This is a genomic window from Neisseria sp. (assembly GCF_030527965.1).
Taxonomy (GTDB): domain Bacteria; phylum Pseudomonadota; class Gammaproteobacteria; order Burkholderiales; family Neisseriaceae; genus Neisseria.
Genome location: NZ_JAUMZU010000015.1, coordinates 18,465 through 35,069, shown reverse-complemented (window position 1 = coordinate 35,069; position 16,605 = coordinate 18,465). Strand labels below are relative to the sequence as shown.

Sequence of the window (16,605 nt, the reverse complement as noted above, 5' to 3'; positions counted from 1 at the left end):
ACCCACCCAATCTGGCGCTGAATAGCTGGAATACAAAATAAATTTATGAAGGATTTAAACGATTTAGAATGATTTCGGGAAATTATTCGGAAAAATGGAGAAATCCATAGCGGGTTTATTCTATGGAAAACGGCTTTCCATGTCAACAAAATACGTTTTTTCAAAATTAAATATCAGATGCCTGCCTGAAACGTTGTCAAACAGGCTGTTTACCCGCTTACGGTCAAACCGTGTCGGCACGCCCCAAAATCATGGCATCGCCATAACTGAAAAAACGGTATTGTGCTGCAATTGCATGCGCATAAACCTGACGGATATGTTGCGTGCCCGAAAAAGCGCTGACCAGCATCAGCAAAGTGGATTTCGGCAAATGAAAATTGGTAATCAAGCGGTCGACCACCTGAAACCGGTATCCCGGCGTGATAAAAATATCGGTATCGCCCTGCCCCGCCTGCAACTGCCCCGAACGAGCGGCAGATTCCAACGCGCGCATCGACGTGGTGCCCACCGCCCAAATGCGCTTGCCTGCCGCTTTGGCTTGTCTGATTTTTTCAGCCGTATCCGCCGGCACTTCATACCATTCGCTGTGCATGCGATGATCGGCAATATTTTCCACCCGCACAGGCTGAAACGTACCCGCCCCTACATGTAAAGTTACCTCCGCCGTCTGCACGCCTTTCCGCTGTAATTCGGCCAACATTGCTTCGGTAAAATGCAGGCCGGCGGTTGGCGCCGCTACGGCGCCTTGTGCTTTTGCATAAACCGTTTGATAACGGCTGTCGTCCTCTTCAGCGGCCGCCCGCTCGATATAAGGCGGCAACGGAAGATGGCCATATCGCTCCAGTAGCTCGTAAACGCTCTCATTGGCCTCGAAGCGCAAGCAGAACAATTCGCCCTGCCGCTCTTCCATTACGGCACGAACCCCACCTTCAAACTGCAGTTCCGTGCCCGGCTTCGGCGATTTGGAAGCGCGCACATGTGCCAACGCCCTGGAAGCGTCCAATACCCGTTCCACCAAAACCTCGATTTTGCCGCCGCTGGCTTTTTGCCCGAACAGACGCGCTTTCAGCACCTTCGTATTATTGAACACCAGCACATCGCCCTCATCCAGCCACTCGGGTAAATCAGCAAACACTTTATCCTGCAAAGGCAGGTTCGGCAGCGCAACCAGTAAACGGCTGCTTCCGCGTATTTCAGGCGGATATTGTGCGATTAACGCTTCGGGTAAATCAAAATCGAAATCGGAGATATGCATGAGCCAATTATCTGAAAAACTAAAAACGCGATTATACCTGCTACCAACAGGCGGTATGACTTTAAATCAAACAAACTTCGTGATTAGAAAGAACAATGCCTGTCTGAAAAAATTCAGACAGGCATTTGAAAACGTATATTGAGGCCATCACGCTCAACGCATCAGATTGCAATGCTTCACAACCAATGGAGCTGTTGGAACAAATCGCACACAAACCACCAGCAATAATGCAAACTGATGCCAACAAACCAAGCCAACCCGATACGGTTATTATCCTGAAAGGTACGGAAACAAACGTGGCGGTCTCGCGTTTTAATCGCCTGATATTGCTGCCATTGCCAATACACAACCAAGGGCAGCATCAGCCAATAGGGCCAAGTCGCGTTAATTTTAATGCCCAACACAATCATCAACACGGTAAACCAAAAATGACACAGCATTACGGCGGCAACGTCATTTTTACCGAACGTAATGGCGGAGGTTTGGATACCGATTTTCAAATCGTCTTCCTTGTCTGCCATCGCGTAAATCGTATCGTAGGCCAGCGTCCACAACACATTGGCCATAAACAACAGCCACGCAATGGAAGGCACCCGCTCCTGCACCGCCGCAAACGCCATCGGTATGCCGAATGAAAAAGCCAAACCGAGATAAAACTGCGGCAGCGGGAAAAAGCGCTTGGTAAACGGATAAGTAACGGCCAGAAACAGCGCAGGCAGGCTCATCAGCCAAGTAAGGTTATTCAAAGGCAACAGACACAACGCCGCCAGCATGCACAGAATCAGCAAAAGCAGCAACGCCTCGCTTTTACTGACCAAACCGCGTGCAAACGGGCGCATTTTGGTACGCTCGACCGCACCGTCGATTTCCCGGTCGGCGAAATCATTGGCCACACAGCCGGCGCTGCGCATCAGAAACGTGCCCATAATGAATGCGGCCAGAATAATTAAATCGGGTATGCCTCCCGAGGCAATCCATAAAGCCCAGAAGGTCGGCCAGAGCAGAAGCAGCGTACCAATCGGCTTTTCCACCCGCATCAGGCGGCCGTACACCCAAATCCGCCCGACCATATAACGGGGCAGTATTTGCAAAAGTAAGCGTTTAATTTCCATGAAAAATTGGTTTTCCGTATTCGTTTTAAAACCGCCGGTTCATTTATTATTATCCGTGCGGCCACTATCTAATTTTCAGGCCTTCCGAAACAGGCCGGTTATATCATTATTATATGACTTATGCATCAAAAGGCGGCTGAATTATATAGCAAATACAGCCGGATAAGCTGTTAAAAAACACAAAAGGCAGTAACGCAGTCAAACTCGTTTCAAAAAGAAGTAAAAACGGCGTAAACCTGTTTTCCTCAGATGCTCGTCGGAACGGCTATAAAAAACATTCCACCAAACCCAGCTTGTTGCCGTTCAAATCAAACACCGAGCGTCGAAGCGCCCACATGGGCAAGCCATCATGCGGCGAAACCATACCGCCCCCCGCGCAAAATTCCAACGGAGAACGCGCCAGCGGCAACGTACCGTCAAACAAACGCTCGCCCAACGGCTGTGTGCCGCAATCGAGTACTTCCCGCCAACGCACATCATCACAATGGCAAACGCTGCGCGCCCAAACCACAGGTTTGCCGCTCAAACAAAGCAAAACATCGCGGGCAAACACTTCATCGGGGAAAAGCTTGTCTGAAAACCATACGCCGCGTTCAGACAAACCCAAATGCAACAAGCGCACGGAAAACGGCTCGTCCAGCGATTTCAAAGCAGCCGTTAGCGAAGGTTGCGCCGCAAGCCATTGCTGCTTTTCAGATAAACCCAAAGGCAATGTTGGCTGCCAGTTTAATAAAGGTTGCATCAATCTATCTTTACATATTCGACCGACAAAATTTCGATTTCCTCGTTGCCCTCGGGCATACGCAGCAACACCTCATCGCCTTCCCGCGCCTTAATCAGCGCACGAGCCAACGGCGAAACCCACGATATTTTGTTGTCCGCCGTATTGATTTCATCAACGCCGACAATCCGCACCGTTTGCTCGCTGCCGTCGCCGCGCAAAATACAAACCGTCGCGCCGAAAAACACCTGATCGGTCGCCTCGCGCGTTGCCGGATCAACAACTACGGCTTCTTCCAAACGCTTGGTTAGAAAACGGATGCGGCGGTCGATTTCGCGCATCCGTCGTTTGCCATAAAGATAATCGCCGTTTTCACTGCGGTCGCCGTTGCTCGCCGCCCAGTTCACAATCTGCACGATTTCCGGCCGCTCTTTGTTGACCAGTTGGAAAAGCTCGTCTTTCAAAGTCTGCCAACCAGAAGGCGTGATGTAATTTTTCGGTGGAGACTGCGGGTTGTCGGTACTCATATCGTTTTTAAAATGGATTTATTTAGAAATTGATGAACAAACATTTTACTGCATTTTCAGGTAAAGCAAGCCTTTGCCAATCAAATGCCTGTCTGAAACCGGCTTTCAGACAGGCATTCCAACGAAAAACCTTATACGTCCAATTCATCGCTCAGATACACTTTACCACCGCCATCGCGCGGCATAACCAAATTCATCAGCAACGCCGCCATACCGCCCATGCAAATCGGATTTTGAAACAATTCCTTCAAAGGCAAGAGCGCAAACACTTCGGGCTTGAAACTCACGCCCAAGCCCAAGCCGATGGACGTGGCCGCAATAATCGTTTCACGGCGATTAATCCCGTTAGTCATCATAATGCGCACGCCCGCCACCGTAATCAGACCAAACATCAACACCATCGCACCACCCAAAACCGGGCTCGGAATGGTCGTAAACGCCCTGCCCACCATTGGAAACAGGCCCAACAACACCAGAATAACCGCAATGTATTTCCCCACATGGCGCGAAGCCACGCCGGTCATCTGAATCACACCGTTATTCTGCGCAAACGTTGTTAACGGCAACGAGCCGAGCGCCGTCGCAATCACTGAAACCAAACCGTCGGCAAACACACCGCCGCGCAAACGCTTTTGAAACGCCCCGCCCTCATAATCTTCGCCCGACACCATCGCCGTAGCAGTCAAATCGCCCACCGCCTCGAAAATACTCAAAAGATAAACCAAAGCTGCCACCAAAAACGGAACCGGCTGAAAATCAAAGCCGTATTTAAAAGGCACCGGCACGGTAACCAACGGCAGCTTGTCGAGCACCGAAAAATCCACCATCCCCATCGCCAGCGCCGCAAGATAACCCGCAATCATCCCGACCGCAATGCCGCTCATCCGTAACAACGGGTTTTTCAAAGTATTGAAAAACAGCACCACCACCAGCACGAACGTCGCCAAACCGATATTCTGCCAAGCGCCGAACGTATTATTCGCCATCGAAGCATAACCGCCGCCATATTCGGTAATCGCCACGCCAATCAGGCTCAACCCGATCATCATCACAACCACGCCACTGACCGTCGGCGTAATGACCCGTTTTAAATAAGGCAGCACCCAAGCCGAGGCCGCTACCAGAAAAGCACCGGCAAACGCCACGCCCAGCAGCGACGAAACCATGGCATGCTCGTCCATTCCCTGCGCTTTCATGCCGGAACCCAAAGCAATCATCACGCCGACAAACGAAAAATTAACCGATTGAATCGACAACATGCCCGAACCGACCGGCCCGAAACGGTTAACCTGTAAAAAAGTGCCGATACCCGATGCCACCATCGCCATCGACACCAAATAAGCCGTCATTTCCGCCGGCAGCTTCAGCGCACCGCCCACAATCAGCGCCGGCGTAATCATCGGCACGAAAATTGCCAGCAGATGCGTTACCGCGCTCAACAGCGCATTGGCAAACGGCGGTTTGTCTTCCAAACGGTATACCAAATCCGGCGTATCAGAATCTCTTTGAACAGGCGCGCCCATCAATCATTCCTTGAAAAAGCAAACCTTTAACCATCCGCAGGATGCAGAAGAATCCGCCCCGCGGCAATCGCCAAACGTTTGCGTTAAATGTCAAATTTTGTAATGGCGCGCATTATAACCCAAGCCCCTTTATCCCACCCATTTTTTACCATCTATCAGAAACAAAAGCCGAACAACATCAATTGCATGCCGAAACGGCACGTCACCACTCTTCACATATCATGATAATGCCTGTCTGAAAATTACTTGCGCTCACATTACCCCTATTTCACAATGCCGGAAAAGTAAGCTACAATCCGCCATTATTATTGACGTCTGACAAAGGTTCTCACTATGTTACAAGGCAGTTTGGTCGCACTCATCACCCCAATGAACAAAGACGGCAGCATAGATTACGAGGCATTTAAAAACCTGATCGACTGGCACATCGAAAACGGCACCGACGGCATCGTTGCCGTAGGCACCACCGGCGAAAGCGCCACCTTATCCGTTGACGAGCATAAAAAAGTCATCGAAACCGCCGTTAGCCACGCCGCCAAACGTATTCCCGTCATTGCCGGCACCGGAGCCAACAACACCATCGAAGCCATCGAGCTTTCCAAAGCGGCCAAAGCCGTGGGCGCCGATTACACCCTCTCGGTTGTTCCCTATTACAACAAACCTTCCCAAGAAGGCATTTACCGCCATTACGAAACCATCGCCACAACCGTAGACATTCCAATGATTGTCTACAACGTACCCGGCCGCACCGTCGTCAGCATGACCAACGAAACCGTACTGCGGTTGGCGCAACTGCCCAATATCGTCGGCGTAAAAGAAGCCAGCGGCGACGTTGCCCGAGACATCGAGCTGATTAACGCCGCACCCGAAGGCTTCGCCGTTTATTCCGGCGACGATCCAACCGGCCTGCCCTTCATGCTGTGCGGCGGCCACGGCGTGATTACCGTCGCGGCCAACGTCGCCCCCAAACTTTTCGCCGACATGTGTCGCGAGGCATTGGCCGGCAACATCGCCGAAGCCCGACGCCTGAACGAGCAACTCATTCCGCTCTACAACGTCATGTTCTGCGAGCCCAGCCCGGCCGCGCAGAAATGGGCGTTGAGCACTTTAAACAAATGCAGCCCCACCGTACGCCTGCCGATAATGGAACTATCCCCAACCGCGCAAGCCAAAGTGAAAGCTGCCTTAGAAGCAACCCGACTGATTTAACCCCCTACAGGAACTGTTTATGAATCGCATGAAACCGGCCGTATTGGCCATCGCCTTAATCGGCTTGGCCGCCTGTTCCAGCAATAAAGAGCACCCCAAGCTCGATTACCAAACCCAAAACCGCAAAGTGGTGGACTTATCCGTGCCACCCGATTTGACCGACCCCAACCAAGGCAACCGCTACAGCCTGCCGGCCAACAACGGTGCCGTGCGCGCCAGCGACATACAAAAAGGCAATAATGCGCAGCAAACCGCCAACCAAGCCGTTTTACAAGGCGTGAAAGGCGTGGAAATCAAGCGCTCGGGCAACCAGCGCTGGCTGGAAATCAGCGGCAAGCAACCTGCCGAAATCTGGCCTTTGCTGAAAGTGTTCTGGCAGGAAAACGGCTTCGTCATCAAATCGGAAGAGCCGGCCATCGGCCAAATGGAAACCGAATGGGCGGAAAACCGTGCCAAAATTCCGCAAGACGGCCTGCGCAACTTGTTTGAAAAAGTCGGCCTCGGTGGCATCTATTCCACCAGTGAGCGTGATAAATTCACCATCCGTCTCGAACGCGGCGCCAACGGCACCACAGATGTGTTCTTTGTTCACAAAGGTATGAAAGAAGTTTATGCCGACAAGAAGAAAGAAAACACCATGTGGGAACCACGCCCCAACGACCCGACGCTGGAAGCCGCTTTCTTAGGCCGCTTCATGCAATATCTGGGCGCGGATCAACAACAGGTTGACCAACAGCTGAAACAAAGCCAAAGCAAAGCCGCAACGGCCAACGATTCAGCCAGAATCGAAGGAAACAACCTGCTGGTCAGTGGCGACTACCAACGCAACTGGCGCCGTACCGCACTGGCGCTTGACCGCATCGGCCTGACCGTATTGGGTCAAAACGTAGAAAAACACGCTTTTCTAGTACAGCCCGTACCGGATGAAACCGCTAAAGCGAAAAATAAAAAACCCGGTATGCTGACCCGTATTTTCGGCAAAAGCAAAAAAGACGGTGAAACGTCAGCCAAGGCCATGCCTGAGTTGATCGTGTTTATGGAGCCGGTACAAAACGGCTCGCGCATCAGCATACTCAACAAAGACGGCAGCGCTTATCAAGGCAAAGAAACGCAGACTTGGTTGAACAGCCTGCAAACCGAATTACGTTAAGTATTTGGCCCAAAAAATGCCTGTCTGAAAAATCTTTCAGACAGGCATTTGCTTTACCGTTAAAATAATACGTTTTTCCACTCCGACATTAGAAAATGTTAGTTCTAGGCATTGAATCTTCCTGCGACGAAACCGGCGTTGCACTTTACGACACCGACCACGGCCTGATAGGCAATCAGCTTCACACCCAAATGGCCATGCACGCCGAATACGGCGGCGTGGTGCCCGAGCTGGCAAGCCGCGACCACATCCGCCGCCTTGTGCCGCTGACCCATGCCTGTCTGAAAGAGGCCGGCAAATGTTTTAGCGACCTTGATGCGGTTGCCTTCACGCAAGGCCCGGGACTCGGCGGCGCGCTGCTGGCCGGTTCCGGCTATGCCAACGCTTTGGCCTTCGCTCTCGGCAAACCCGTGATTCCCGTTCACCATCTGGAAGGCCATCTGCTTTCGCCGCTATTGGCCGACGAGAAACCGACCTTTCCCTTTGTGGCCCTGCTGGTTTCCGGCGGACACACTCAACTGATGGCCGTACACGGCATCGGCGATTACACGCTGTTGGGCGAAAGCGTTGACGACGCGGCGGGCGAAGCCTTCGACAAAACGGCCAAACTGCTCGGCCTGCATTATCCCGGCGGCGCCAAGCTCTCGGAGCTGGCAAAACTCGGCAATGCCGACGCCTATCTGTTTCCCCGCCCGATGCTGCATTCGCACGATTTGCAAATGAGTTTTTCCGGCTTGAAAACCGCCGTGCTGACTGCCGTGCAAAAAGCCGAAGCAGGCTCTCCCGACGGCATGCTTTCCGAGCGAACCAGAAACGACATTTGCCGCGCCTTCCAAGATGCAGTGGTAGACGTTTTACTCGCCAAAGCCGGCAAAGCCCTGCGGGATACCGGCTTGCGCACGCTGGTTGTCGCCGGCGGCGTGGGCGCCAACTGGAAACTGCGCGAAGCGCTCTCACGACTAACCATCAAATCCGCCCCGAAAGCCAAACCTGAAAAAGTGCAAGTCTTCTTCCCGCCGTTGAGTCTGTGTACCGACAACGGCGCCATGATTGCCTTTGCTGGCGCCATGCGCTTGCAAAATGCCTCGCCGGCGGGTGCTTTCAACGTCAAACCCCGTTGGCCGCTGGCCGAGATTGTTCACGCAGCTTAAAGAGCTTCAAAAACAAAATGCCTGTCTGAAAAATGTTTTTCAGACAGGCATCATTCCATCAGAAGCCAAAGATTTATTTGGCCGCCATTTGCTCAGCTTGAATAGCCGTCAGCGCGATGGTGTAAACGATGTCTTCCACCAAAGCACCGCGCGACAAATCGTTAACCGGTTTGCGCAAGCCTTGTAACATCGGGCCGACGCTCAACACATTTGCATTACGCTGAACGGCTTTGTAAGTGCAGTTGCCGGTATTCAAATCAGGGAAAACGAACACAGTGGCTTTGCCGGCAACCGGGCTGTTCGGCGCTTTGGATTGGGCCACGCTGGCCACACTGGCCGCGTCGTATTGCAGCGGGCCGTCCACCGCAATATCGGGGCGCTGCTGTTTAACCAGCTCGGTAGCCGCAGCCACCGCTTCCACATCAGGGCCGGCGCCTGAAGTACCGGTAGAATAAGAAATCATCGCCACACGCGGCTCAATGCCGAAAGCCTTGGCCGAATCGGCCGACTGAATGGCGATTTCCGCCAATTGCTCCGGCGTCGGGTTCGGATTGACCGCGCAATCGCCGTACACCAGCACTTGACCGGGCAGCAGCATAAAGAAAACGCTTGATACGATGCTGGCACCGGGCGCCGTTTTAATCAGCTGAAACGCCGGGCGGATGGTGTTGGCCGTAGTATGCACTGCGCCGGAAACCAAACCGTCCACATCATTTTGCGCCATCATCATGGTGCCGAGCACCACGGTGTCTTTCAACTGTTCACGCGCCTGTTCGGGCGTAAGGCCTTTACTTTTACGCAGTTCGCACATCGGGCCGACATATTGCTCCACCAAGGTTTCAGGATCAATGATTTCCACCGAATCCGGCAATGTTACGCCGATTTGCTGCGCTACTTCCAAAACAGCCGGACGAGGTGCCAGCAATACGCAACGGGCAATGCCTTTTTCATGGCAAATCGCAGCCGCATGCACCGTACGCGGCTCCGCGCCTTCGGGCAATACGATGCGTTTGTTCGCTTTACGCGCCGATTCCATCATATTGAAACGGAATTGCGCGGGCGACATACGTGTTTCTTGCGGAGCAACCAAAGCCGCGGCATTATCCAAAGCATCCGGCTTGCCCAAATAAGCCAAACCAGCTTCTTTCGCCGCTTCGGCGCTGCCGCCGGTTACACCCATGATTTCCGCTTTTCCTTCAAATACCTGTTTGGCCAACCGCAAACGCGAGGCCGTACCGCATTCATTGCTGGAAGCAAACACCACCCGCGCGTTAAACGCAGAAGCCAAGCCCGCATTATGAGCCGATAAAAAAGCATGATCGGCATCAGTCGCAATGCCCTGAATCACAACATTCGATTTTCCCAATGCCGACAAACGGCCAACCAACAAATCAAACCAATCATCCGCCTTGCCCGCGCCAATCAGCCGCTCTGCTTCCGCCGAATCGGCCAGCGGATTAAACACCGCAGCATCAGGCAAACCGGCCGCCACAGCCGCCGTTACCGCCGCCAAGTCAACATGAACACATACAGGTACAATCAAAATATTTGCCATAACGCATTATCCTTTTACAGTTTGATTCATTCGCATCACAATAAAGCGCCAATATACTCTAAAACCGCTCAAAATCCTACCCTGCAACCACTCTGCCGATTCAATATCTCCACCGTGTTCATGCCTGTCTGAAAATCGAATCCTTTATCAAAAAACAATCCGATTATTCCAACCGCAACCGGCTGCGATAAAATAGGAAAATATCCGGCAGCATCAACCGCATCACAACCCCGTATTTAAAAAGGAAACACCATGCGCCCCGTATCCGTGCTTAATCTCGTTCCCGTCCGCGAAGGGCAGAACGGCGCTCAAGCCATCTCATCCATGATCGCTTTGGCGAGGGAAACGGAAAAAATTGGTTACGCGCGCTATTGGATAGCCGAGCATCACAATATGCCTCACCTAGTCAGCTCGGCTACACAAATCTTAATCGGCCATACCTTAGCGCATACCAACCGCATACGAGTCGGCAGCGGCGGCGTTATGCTGCCCAACCACAGCCCGCTCATCGTGGCCGAGCAATACGGCACACTTGATACCATCTATCCCGGCCGCGTTGATTTAGGCCTCGGCCGAGCACCCGGCACCGACCAGCTTACTGCTGCCGCAATACGCCGCAGCGAACGCGATCTTTCATTCAGTTTTCCTGAAGATATCCAAACGCTGCAACGTTATTTCGGCCCGAGTGAAGCGCAAGGCTATGTATGCGCATTCCCCGGCGTCGGCCTGAACATTCCGCTTTATATCCTGGGCTCCAGCACCGAAAGCGCCTATCTTGCCGCCGAACTCGGCCTGCCCTACGCATTTGCCGCCCATTTCGCACCTCGAATGCTGGAATCTGCGCTGGAAATCTACCGCCGCAAATTCAAACCTTCGGCAACACTGGCGCAACCGTATACCATCGTATGCCTCAACGTCATCATCGCCGATACCGACGAAGAAGCTCATTATCTCTCCACTTCGCAGCAGCAGTTTTTCCTGAACATCATCCGAAACAGCCGCCGCCCGCTACAACCTCCTGTGCCAGATATGAATACACATTGGCAAGCCGGCGAAGAAGCAATGGTACAACAAATGCTTTCCTGCTCGATTATCGGCGGCAAAGCCAGTGCTGCCGCCAAACTGGATGAATGGCAAACACGCCTGCGTGCCGACGAATGGATGGCGGTAAGCTACATCTACGACGAAGAAAAGCAACACCAATCTTACCGACTGTTTTATGAAATCTCAGCAGTGTAAGCTCACATACAGCCCAAAACAAAAAGCCTGTCTGAAAGTTTTCAGACAGGCTTTTCTTTTATTCAAACCCAATAGGGTTTTATTACTTCAACGTAGCCACGATGTTTGCAACCACTTCACCCAAAGCTACGCTTTTCGCTTCGTTATCAACACGTCTGGCATACTCTACCAAGCCTTCTTTCAGGCCGCGGTCGCCAATCACGATGCGGTGCGGAATGCCGAGCAATTCCGAATCATTTAGCAACACACCTGCGCGTTCATCGCGATCATCCAACAAAACATCTACTCCGGCAGCCAACAAATCGGTATAAATCTTATCTGCGGCATCGCGCACGGCTTCGGATTTTTTGTAATTCATCGGCACAACCACCACTTGGAAAGGTGCCATCGCATCGGTCCAGATAATGCCGCGTTCGTCGTTGTTTTGCTCGATGGCGGCTGCTACGATTCGGGTAATGCCGATGCCGTAGCAACCCATCTCCATGATTTGCGATTTACCGTTATTGTCTAAGAATGAGGCATTCATGGCTTGGGAGTATTTGTCGCGCAGCTGAAAAACATGGCCGACTTCAATGCCGCGCGCCAGTTTCAGACAGCCTTTGCCATCAGGGCTGGGATCGCCTTCCACCACATTGCGCAAATCGGCAAATTCAGGCTCGGAGCAATCTCTGCCAAAATTGAAACCGGTATAGTGGTAATCGTCTTCGTTGGCGCCGATAACCATATCGGCCAGTTTTTCAACCGCATAATCCGCATACACTTTGCCCTTGAAACCAACCGGCCCGAGCGAGCCGCCGTTGGCGCCGAACTGTGCCTGAATCAGCGATGCAGGCGCCATGATCAGCGGAGTTTTAACACCGGGCAGCTTTTCCGCCTTAATATCGTTAAACTCATGATCGCCGCGCAACAGCAGCAACACCAGCTCGCCTTCTTCTTCGCCTTCCACCACAATGGATTTCAATGTGCGCTCAACCGGCAGTTTGAGAAACGCCACCAATTCGGCGATGGTTTTCACGCCGGGCGTATGGATTTTGGTCAGACTCTCGGCTGCCTCGGCGCGTTCGCCTTGCTGCGGCAAGGTCGCTGCCAGCTCGACATTGGCGGCAAAATCGGAAGTATCGCTATAAGCAATCACATCCTCTCCACTTTCGGCCAAAACTTGGAATTCGTGCGAGCCCGTGCCGCCGATGCTGCCCGTATCCGCTGCAACAGGACGATAGTTTAGGCCGAGACGGTCGAAAATACGGCAATATGCGTCATACATCGGCTGATAGCCGTCGCGCACCAACGATTCATAATCGGCATGAAACGAATACGCATCTTTCATCACAAACTCACGCGCACGCATCACGCCAAAACGCGGGCGCACTTCATCGCGGAATTTGGTTTGAATATGATAGAAATTCTTGGGAAGCTGCTTGTAACTGGTGATTTCTTTGCGCACAATGTCGGTAATTACTTCCTCACAGGTCGGACCCATGCAGAAATCACGCTCGTGCCGGTCTTTAATCCGCAGCAATTCTTTGCCATAAAATTCCCAACGGCCGCTCTCCTGCCACAATTCGGCCGGCTGCACCACCGGCATCAGCAATTCCACGCTGCCCGCTTTGTTCATTTCTTCTCGTACGATATTTTCCACTTTACGCAACACGCGCAATCCCATCGGCATCCAAGTATACAGACCCGAAGCAACGGCTTTAATTAAACCGGCCCGTATCATCAGGCGGTGGCTAGATAAAACAGCTTCGGCAGGGGCTTCTTTTAAAGTGGAAATAAAAAATTGGCTGGCTTTCATCGTCGGCTCTAATCAAATTCTGGTTACGGAGATGGTGGATTGTACCCCAAACCGGGCACAACCGTGTAAACGGAATGCTTGTCTGAAAAATCATGTGTTATTCATTTTGAAAAATCCTTTTCAAATCAACAAAAACAGATTAACTAATTGATTTTATATGAAAATATTTGCTTCATTTTTAATCAATCATAGACCACCCTCGACTTGCCAGCCTGTTTTTCTGCTTACCACTACCTTACCCACAAGGTTATCCACAAAACATGTGTATGGCTTCGCTTGGCCCATCTGCTTTTTTTCAGACAGGCATAATCTTGCTATAATCCGGCGATTCAAACGATTTGCCCCGCCCGATATGACGCCTACTCAATTAGACCACACCGCCGCCGTTCTTGCCGACATACTAACCTTCAAACAACCTGCCGATACGATGCTGTCGGGCTATTTTCGCGAACATAAAAAACTGGGCCGCCAAGACCGGCACGAAATTGCAGAAACTGCCTTCGCCGCTTTGCGCCATTATCAAAAAATCAGTGCCGTTTTACGCCGCCCGCATGCCCAGCCGCATAAAGCCGCCTTAGCGGCTCTGGTGCTCGGCCGCGGTGTGAACATCAGCCGCATCCAAGCATTACTGAACCAAGAAGAAACAGAATTTCTAGCCCAATTAAAGGCACGTAAAAACGAATTTTCAACCAATCTATGCACCGCCGCCGAATTGCCAGAATGGCTGGTTGAAGTTTTAAAAGCTCAACTTTCTGAAGAAAACATACTGCAATTCGGCCGTAGCGCCAACCAAACCGCGCCGCTAGACGTGCGTGTTAATCTGCTGCGAGGCAAACGCGATAAAGTTTTAGCGCAACTGACTGAGGAAGCATTGGCGGCAGAAGCAGCGCCCTATTCGCCGTGGGGCATTCGTTTTAAAGACAAGCCGGCGCTAAACAAACACCCGTTGTTTCTTGACGGCACACTGGAAGTGCAAGATGAAGGCAGCCAGCTATTGGCACAATTACTCGGTGCGAAGCGCGGCGAAATCGTTGTTGACTTCTGCGCAGGCGCAGGTGGCAAAACACTGGCAATTGGCGCCATGATGGCCAACAAAGGCCGCATCTACGCTTTCGATATTTCCGAAAAACGCCTTGCCAACCTCAAGCCGCGCATGGTGCGCGCCGGGCTGACCAACATCCACCCCGAACGCATCAGCAATGAAACCGACCCTCGCATCGCGCGCCTGTACGGCAAAGCCGATCGCGTCTTGGTTGACGCGCCCTGCTCCGGCTTAGGTACTTTACGCCGCAATCCCGATTTGAAATATCGACAATCTCCCGATTCGTTAGCCGCGTTGCAAACGCAGCAAGCCTCGATTCTGGCCGAAGCCGCCAAATTAGTCGCACCGAAAGGCCGTTTGGTCTATGCCACATGCAGCGTTCTGCCGCAGGAAAACGAGCAGCAAGCCGCCCGTTTTCTGGCCGAACATCCGGATTGGCATGCGGTTGATTGCGCCTCGGTATTAAATCACTATAAAATTCCGCTCGATACAGGTGTATACTTGCGCCTGAACACCGCCGAACACCACACCGACGGCTTTTTCGCCGCCGTGTTCGAACGAAACTAATCCCAACCATTCTAGGAATTCGTAATGAGCATTCAAGATCAAATCAAAGAAGTCGTAAACACCCATCGCGTCGTATTATTCATGAAGGGCACCAAGCAATTCCCGCAATGCGGCTTCTCCTCCCGTGCCGTACAACTCTTGCAAGCCGCCGGCTGCACCGATTTCGTTACCGTCAACGTATTGGAAAACGATGAAGTGCGCCAAGGCATCAAAGAATACAGCAACTGGCCAACTATTCCCCAGCTTTATGTAAACGGCGAATTTCTGGGCGGTTCCGACATCATGATGGAAATGTATGAAGCAGGCGAATTGCAAGAAGCGCTGAAAGCCTAATACACATCCAATCTGCTTCCCGTTAACAAAGCCTGTCTGAAAAATTCAGACAGGCTTTATGTATCCCGCTCATTCCGCCGCAGTATAAAGCCGCTTCCTGCTTGATTAAGAAAAGCACCAAACAGCATACCTTAATGATTGGTACAAACGGGCAAAAGTTTTATAATAACGCCGCCCCGAAAGACGAACAAAGAGAGCTCACGATGAAAATAACCGTCATTGACCATCCGCTGGTCAAACACAAGCTGACCCTCATGCGCGAAGCTGAATGCAGCACCTATAAATTCCGCACGCTAACCACCGAACTCGCTCGCTTGATGGCCTATGAGGCCAGCCGCGATTTCGACACTGAAAAATACATTATCGACGGCTGGTGCGGCGAAATTGAAGGCGAACGGATTAAGGGCAAAACCTTAACCGTAGTGCCTATTCTGCGCGCCGGCCTCGGCATGCTCGACGGCGTATTGGATTTGATACCCACCGCCAAAATCAGCGTGGTCGGCCTGCAACGAAACGAAGAAACACTGAAGCCCGTTTCTTATTTTGAAAAATTCGTCGACAGCATGGCTTCCCGCCCCGCACTGATTATCGACCCCATGCTGGCCACCGGCGGCTCTATGGTTGCAACCATCGACTTGCTCAAACAGAAAGGCTGCCGCAATATCAAAGCCTTAGTTTTGGTCGCCGCACCGGAAGGCGTGAAACTGGTCAACGAAACGCATCCCGACGTAACCATCTACGCCGCCGCACTCGACAGCCATCTTAACGAACACGGCTATATCATTCCCGGTCTGGGCGATGCGGGCGATAAGATTTTCGGCACACGCTAAAGGCCAGATGCACGACTGCAAACCGGAGAAGGCCAAACGAAATAACCGGCTAATGTCATGGCAAACCATAAACATCATTCAAATTGGCTGCCACTGGTGTACGCTTCATACAAACAGCCGTTTTCCAACCAATGCCTGTCTGAACATTTTACAGGCAGGCATCACTCATTAAGAAAGCACGATATGAATTTCCAAGAAAACCTCGCCGCCATGCCCGATATCAACCATCTTAGCGGTTTGGATGTTACCGATGCCGAGGGAAAAGTTTTACACCAAATCCCGGCCTCCCCCGGCAAACTGGGTTCTTTAAAACTTTACAATGCACTGGCACAACAATTCCACGGCACACTCAACGCCGAAGCCGCCCGACAAGGCTTGGCATGGTTTGCCGAACACGTTGCCGATGCCCAAAACCATCCGGGCAAACACCCCAATATTGATTTACTCTTCCGCGTTCAAGCTCAAAATCTTGAATTGAAATTGCTGCCTATCGGAGCAGACCAATAATACGTCATCGAAACTTGATATCTGCTCCTTCAAAATAAAGCTTTCTTCATAATAAAAATGCCTGTCTGAATAATTCAGACAGGCATTTT

Annotated in this window: 15 protein-coding genes; 8 read left to right on the top strand and 7 right to left on the bottom strand. The window is 51.9% G+C overall.

Annotated features, from left to right (window positions below):
- Positions 1-223: 223 nt before the first annotated feature.
- The 5 genes from queA to Q4A84_RS07920 all read right to left on the bottom strand — a co-directional run bounded on the left by queA (position 224) and on the right by Q4A84_RS07920 (position 5,138).
- Positions 224-1,255 (bottom strand): tRNA preQ1(34) S-adenosylmethionine ribosyltransferase-isomerase QueA, encoded by a 1,032-nt coding sequence (gene queA / locus Q4A84_RS07940; protein WP_303088397.1) that lies wholly within the window; start codon positions 1,253-1,255, stop codon positions 224-226.
- Positions 1,256-1,431: 176 nt separating this feature from the next.
- Positions 1,432-2,367 (bottom strand): 4-hydroxybenzoate octaprenyltransferase, encoded by a 936-nt coding sequence (ubiA, locus tag Q4A84_RS07935; protein ID WP_303088396.1) that lies wholly within the window; start codon positions 2,365-2,367, stop codon positions 1,432-1,434.
- 265 nt (positions 2,368-2,632) lie between these two features.
- On the bottom strand, positions 2,633-3,109 hold the full coding sequence (locus tag Q4A84_RS07930) for a chorismate lyase (RefSeq protein ID WP_303088395.1): 477 nt from the start codon (positions 3,107-3,109) through the stop codon (positions 2,633-2,635).
- Positions 3,109-3,615 (bottom strand): transcription elongation factor GreB, encoded by a 507-nt coding sequence (gene greB, locus Q4A84_RS07925; RefSeq protein WP_303088394.1) that lies wholly within the window; start codon positions 3,613-3,615, stop codon positions 3,109-3,111. The genes Q4A84_RS07930 and greB overlap by 1 nt, the downstream gene beginning before the upstream one ends.
- Positions 3,616-3,746: 131 nt before the next feature.
- Positions 3,747-5,138, bottom strand: coding sequence for a nucleobase:cation symporter-2 family protein (locus tag Q4A84_RS07920; protein WP_303088393.1), 1,392 nt, complete (start codon positions 5,136-5,138; stop codon positions 3,747-3,749).
- Between the two features lie 333 nt (positions 5,139-5,471).
- Here Q4A84_RS07920 and dapA point away from each other — a divergent pair, with 333 nt between their 5' ends.
- From dapA to tsaD, 3 genes are all read left to right on the top strand, one after another.
- Complete coding sequence (dapA, locus tag Q4A84_RS07915) at positions 5,472-6,347, top strand: 4-hydroxy-tetrahydrodipicolinate synthase (RefSeq protein WP_303088392.1); 876 nt, start codon at positions 5,472-5,474, stop codon at positions 6,345-6,347.
- 19 nt (positions 6,348-6,366) lie between these two features.
- The gene (bamC, locus tag Q4A84_RS07910) at positions 6,367-7,497 is read left to right on the top strand and encodes an outer membrane protein assembly factor BamC (RefSeq protein WP_303088391.1); all 1,131 of its coding nucleotides are present in this window, start codon (positions 6,367-6,369) and stop codon (positions 7,495-7,497) included.
- A gap of 95 nt (positions 7,498-7,592) precedes the next feature.
- On the top strand, positions 7,593-8,648 hold the full coding sequence (tsaD, locus tag Q4A84_RS07905) for a tRNA (adenosine(37)-N6)-threonylcarbamoyltransferase complex transferase subunit TsaD (RefSeq protein ID WP_303088390.1): 1,056 nt from the start codon (positions 7,593-7,595) through the stop codon (positions 8,646-8,648).
- 73 nt (positions 8,649-8,721) lie between these two features.
- Here tsaD and pta read toward each other — a convergent pair whose 3' ends face one another.
- A complete protein-coding gene (pta, locus tag Q4A84_RS07900; protein ID WP_303088389.1) occupies positions 8,722-10,203 on the bottom strand; it encodes a phosphate acetyltransferase in 1,482 nt (493 codons plus the stop codon).
- A gap of 252 nt (positions 10,204-10,455) precedes the next feature.
- On the opposite strand from pta, the gene Q4A84_RS07895 reads away from it, so the two are divergent.
- On the top strand, positions 10,456-11,442 hold the full coding sequence (locus tag Q4A84_RS07895) for an LLM class flavin-dependent oxidoreductase (protein ID WP_303088388.1): 987 nt from the start codon (positions 10,456-10,458) through the stop codon (positions 11,440-11,442).
- A gap of 82 nt (positions 11,443-11,524) precedes the next feature.
- Here Q4A84_RS07895 and Q4A84_RS07890 read toward each other — a convergent pair whose 3' ends face one another.
- Positions 11,525-13,237, bottom strand: a complete 1,713-nt coding sequence (locus tag Q4A84_RS07890; RefSeq protein WP_303088387.1) for a proline--tRNA ligase — start codon at positions 13,235-13,237, stop codon at positions 11,525-11,527.
- A gap of 352 nt (positions 13,238-13,589) precedes the next feature.
- Here Q4A84_RS07890 and Q4A84_RS07885 point away from each other — a divergent pair, with 352 nt between their 5' ends.
- The 4 genes from Q4A84_RS07885 to Q4A84_RS07870 all read left to right on the top strand — a co-directional run bounded on the left by Q4A84_RS07885 (position 13,590) and on the right by Q4A84_RS07870 (position 16,516).
- The gene (locus Q4A84_RS07885; RefSeq protein ID WP_303088386.1) at positions 13,590-14,846 is read left to right on the top strand and encodes an RsmB/NOP family class I SAM-dependent RNA methyltransferase; all 1,257 of its coding nucleotides are present in this window, start codon (positions 13,590-13,592) and stop codon (positions 14,844-14,846) included.
- A gap of 24 nt (positions 14,847-14,870) precedes the next feature.
- The gene (gene grxD, locus Q4A84_RS07880) at positions 14,871-15,179 is read left to right on the top strand and encodes a Grx4 family monothiol glutaredoxin (protein WP_303088385.1); all 309 of its coding nucleotides are present in this window, start codon (positions 14,871-14,873) and stop codon (positions 15,177-15,179) included.
- Between the two features lie 203 nt (positions 15,180-15,382).
- A complete protein-coding gene (gene upp, locus Q4A84_RS07875; protein ID WP_303088384.1) occupies positions 15,383-16,009 on the top strand; it encodes a uracil phosphoribosyltransferase in 627 nt (208 codons plus the stop codon).
- 183 nt (positions 16,010-16,192) lie between these two features.
- A complete protein-coding gene (locus Q4A84_RS07870) occupies positions 16,193-16,516 on the top strand; it encodes a DUF2322 family protein (RefSeq protein WP_303088383.1) in 324 nt (107 codons plus the stop codon).
- The last annotated feature ends 89 nt before the right edge of the window (positions 16,517-16,605 follow it).

Bases quoted from the DNA above. Each gene is read 5' to 3' on its own strand.
- Q4A84_RS07870 (WP_303088383.1), top strand. From the start codon at position 16,193: ATGAATTTCCAAGAAAACCTCGCCGCCATGCCCGATATCAACCATCTT.
- grxD (WP_303088385.1), top strand. From the start codon at position 14,871: ATGAGCATTCAAGATCAAATCAAAGAAGTCGTAAACACCCATCGCGTC.
- Q4A84_RS07890 (WP_303088387.1), bottom strand. From the start codon at position 13,237: ATGAAAGCCAGCCAATTTTTTATTTCCACTTTAAAAGAAGCCCCTGCC.
- upp (WP_303088384.1), top strand. From the start codon at position 15,383: ATGAAAATAACCGTCATTGACCATCCGCTGGTCAAACACAAGCTGACC.
- Q4A84_RS07930 (WP_303088395.1), bottom strand. From the start codon at position 3,109: ATGCAACCTTTATTAAACTGGCAGCCAACATTGCCTTTGGGTTTATCT.
- pta (WP_303088389.1), bottom strand. From the start codon at position 10,203: ATGGCAAATATTTTGATTGTACCTGTATGTGTTCATGTTGACTTGGCG.
- queA (WP_303088397.1), bottom strand. From the start codon at position 1,255: ATGCATATCTCCGATTTCGATTTTGATTTACCCGAAGCGTTAATCGCA.
- Q4A84_RS07885 (WP_303088386.1), top strand. From the start codon at position 13,590: ATGACGCCTACTCAATTAGACCACACCGCCGCCGTTCTTGCCGACATA.
- dapA (WP_303088392.1), top strand. From the start codon at position 5,472: ATGTTACAAGGCAGTTTGGTCGCACTCATCACCCCAATGAACAAAGAC.
- tsaD (WP_303088390.1), top strand. From the start codon at position 7,593: ATGTTAGTTCTAGGCATTGAATCTTCCTGCGACGAAACCGGCGTTGCA.
- ubiA (WP_303088396.1), bottom strand. From the start codon at position 2,367: ATGGAAATTAAACGCTTACTTTTGCAAATACTGCCCCGTTATATGGTC.
- Q4A84_RS07895 (WP_303088388.1), top strand. From the start codon at position 10,456: ATGCGCCCCGTATCCGTGCTTAATCTCGTTCCCGTCCGCGAAGGGCAG.
- Q4A84_RS07920 (WP_303088393.1), bottom strand. From the start codon at position 5,138: ATGGGCGCGCCTGTTCAAAGAGATTCTGATACGCCGGATTTGGTATAC.
- bamC (WP_303088391.1), top strand. From the start codon at position 6,367: ATGAATCGCATGAAACCGGCCGTATTGGCCATCGCCTTAATCGGCTTG.
- greB (WP_303088394.1), bottom strand. From the start codon at position 3,615: ATGAGTACCGACAACCCGCAGTCTCCACCGAAAAATTACATCACGCCT.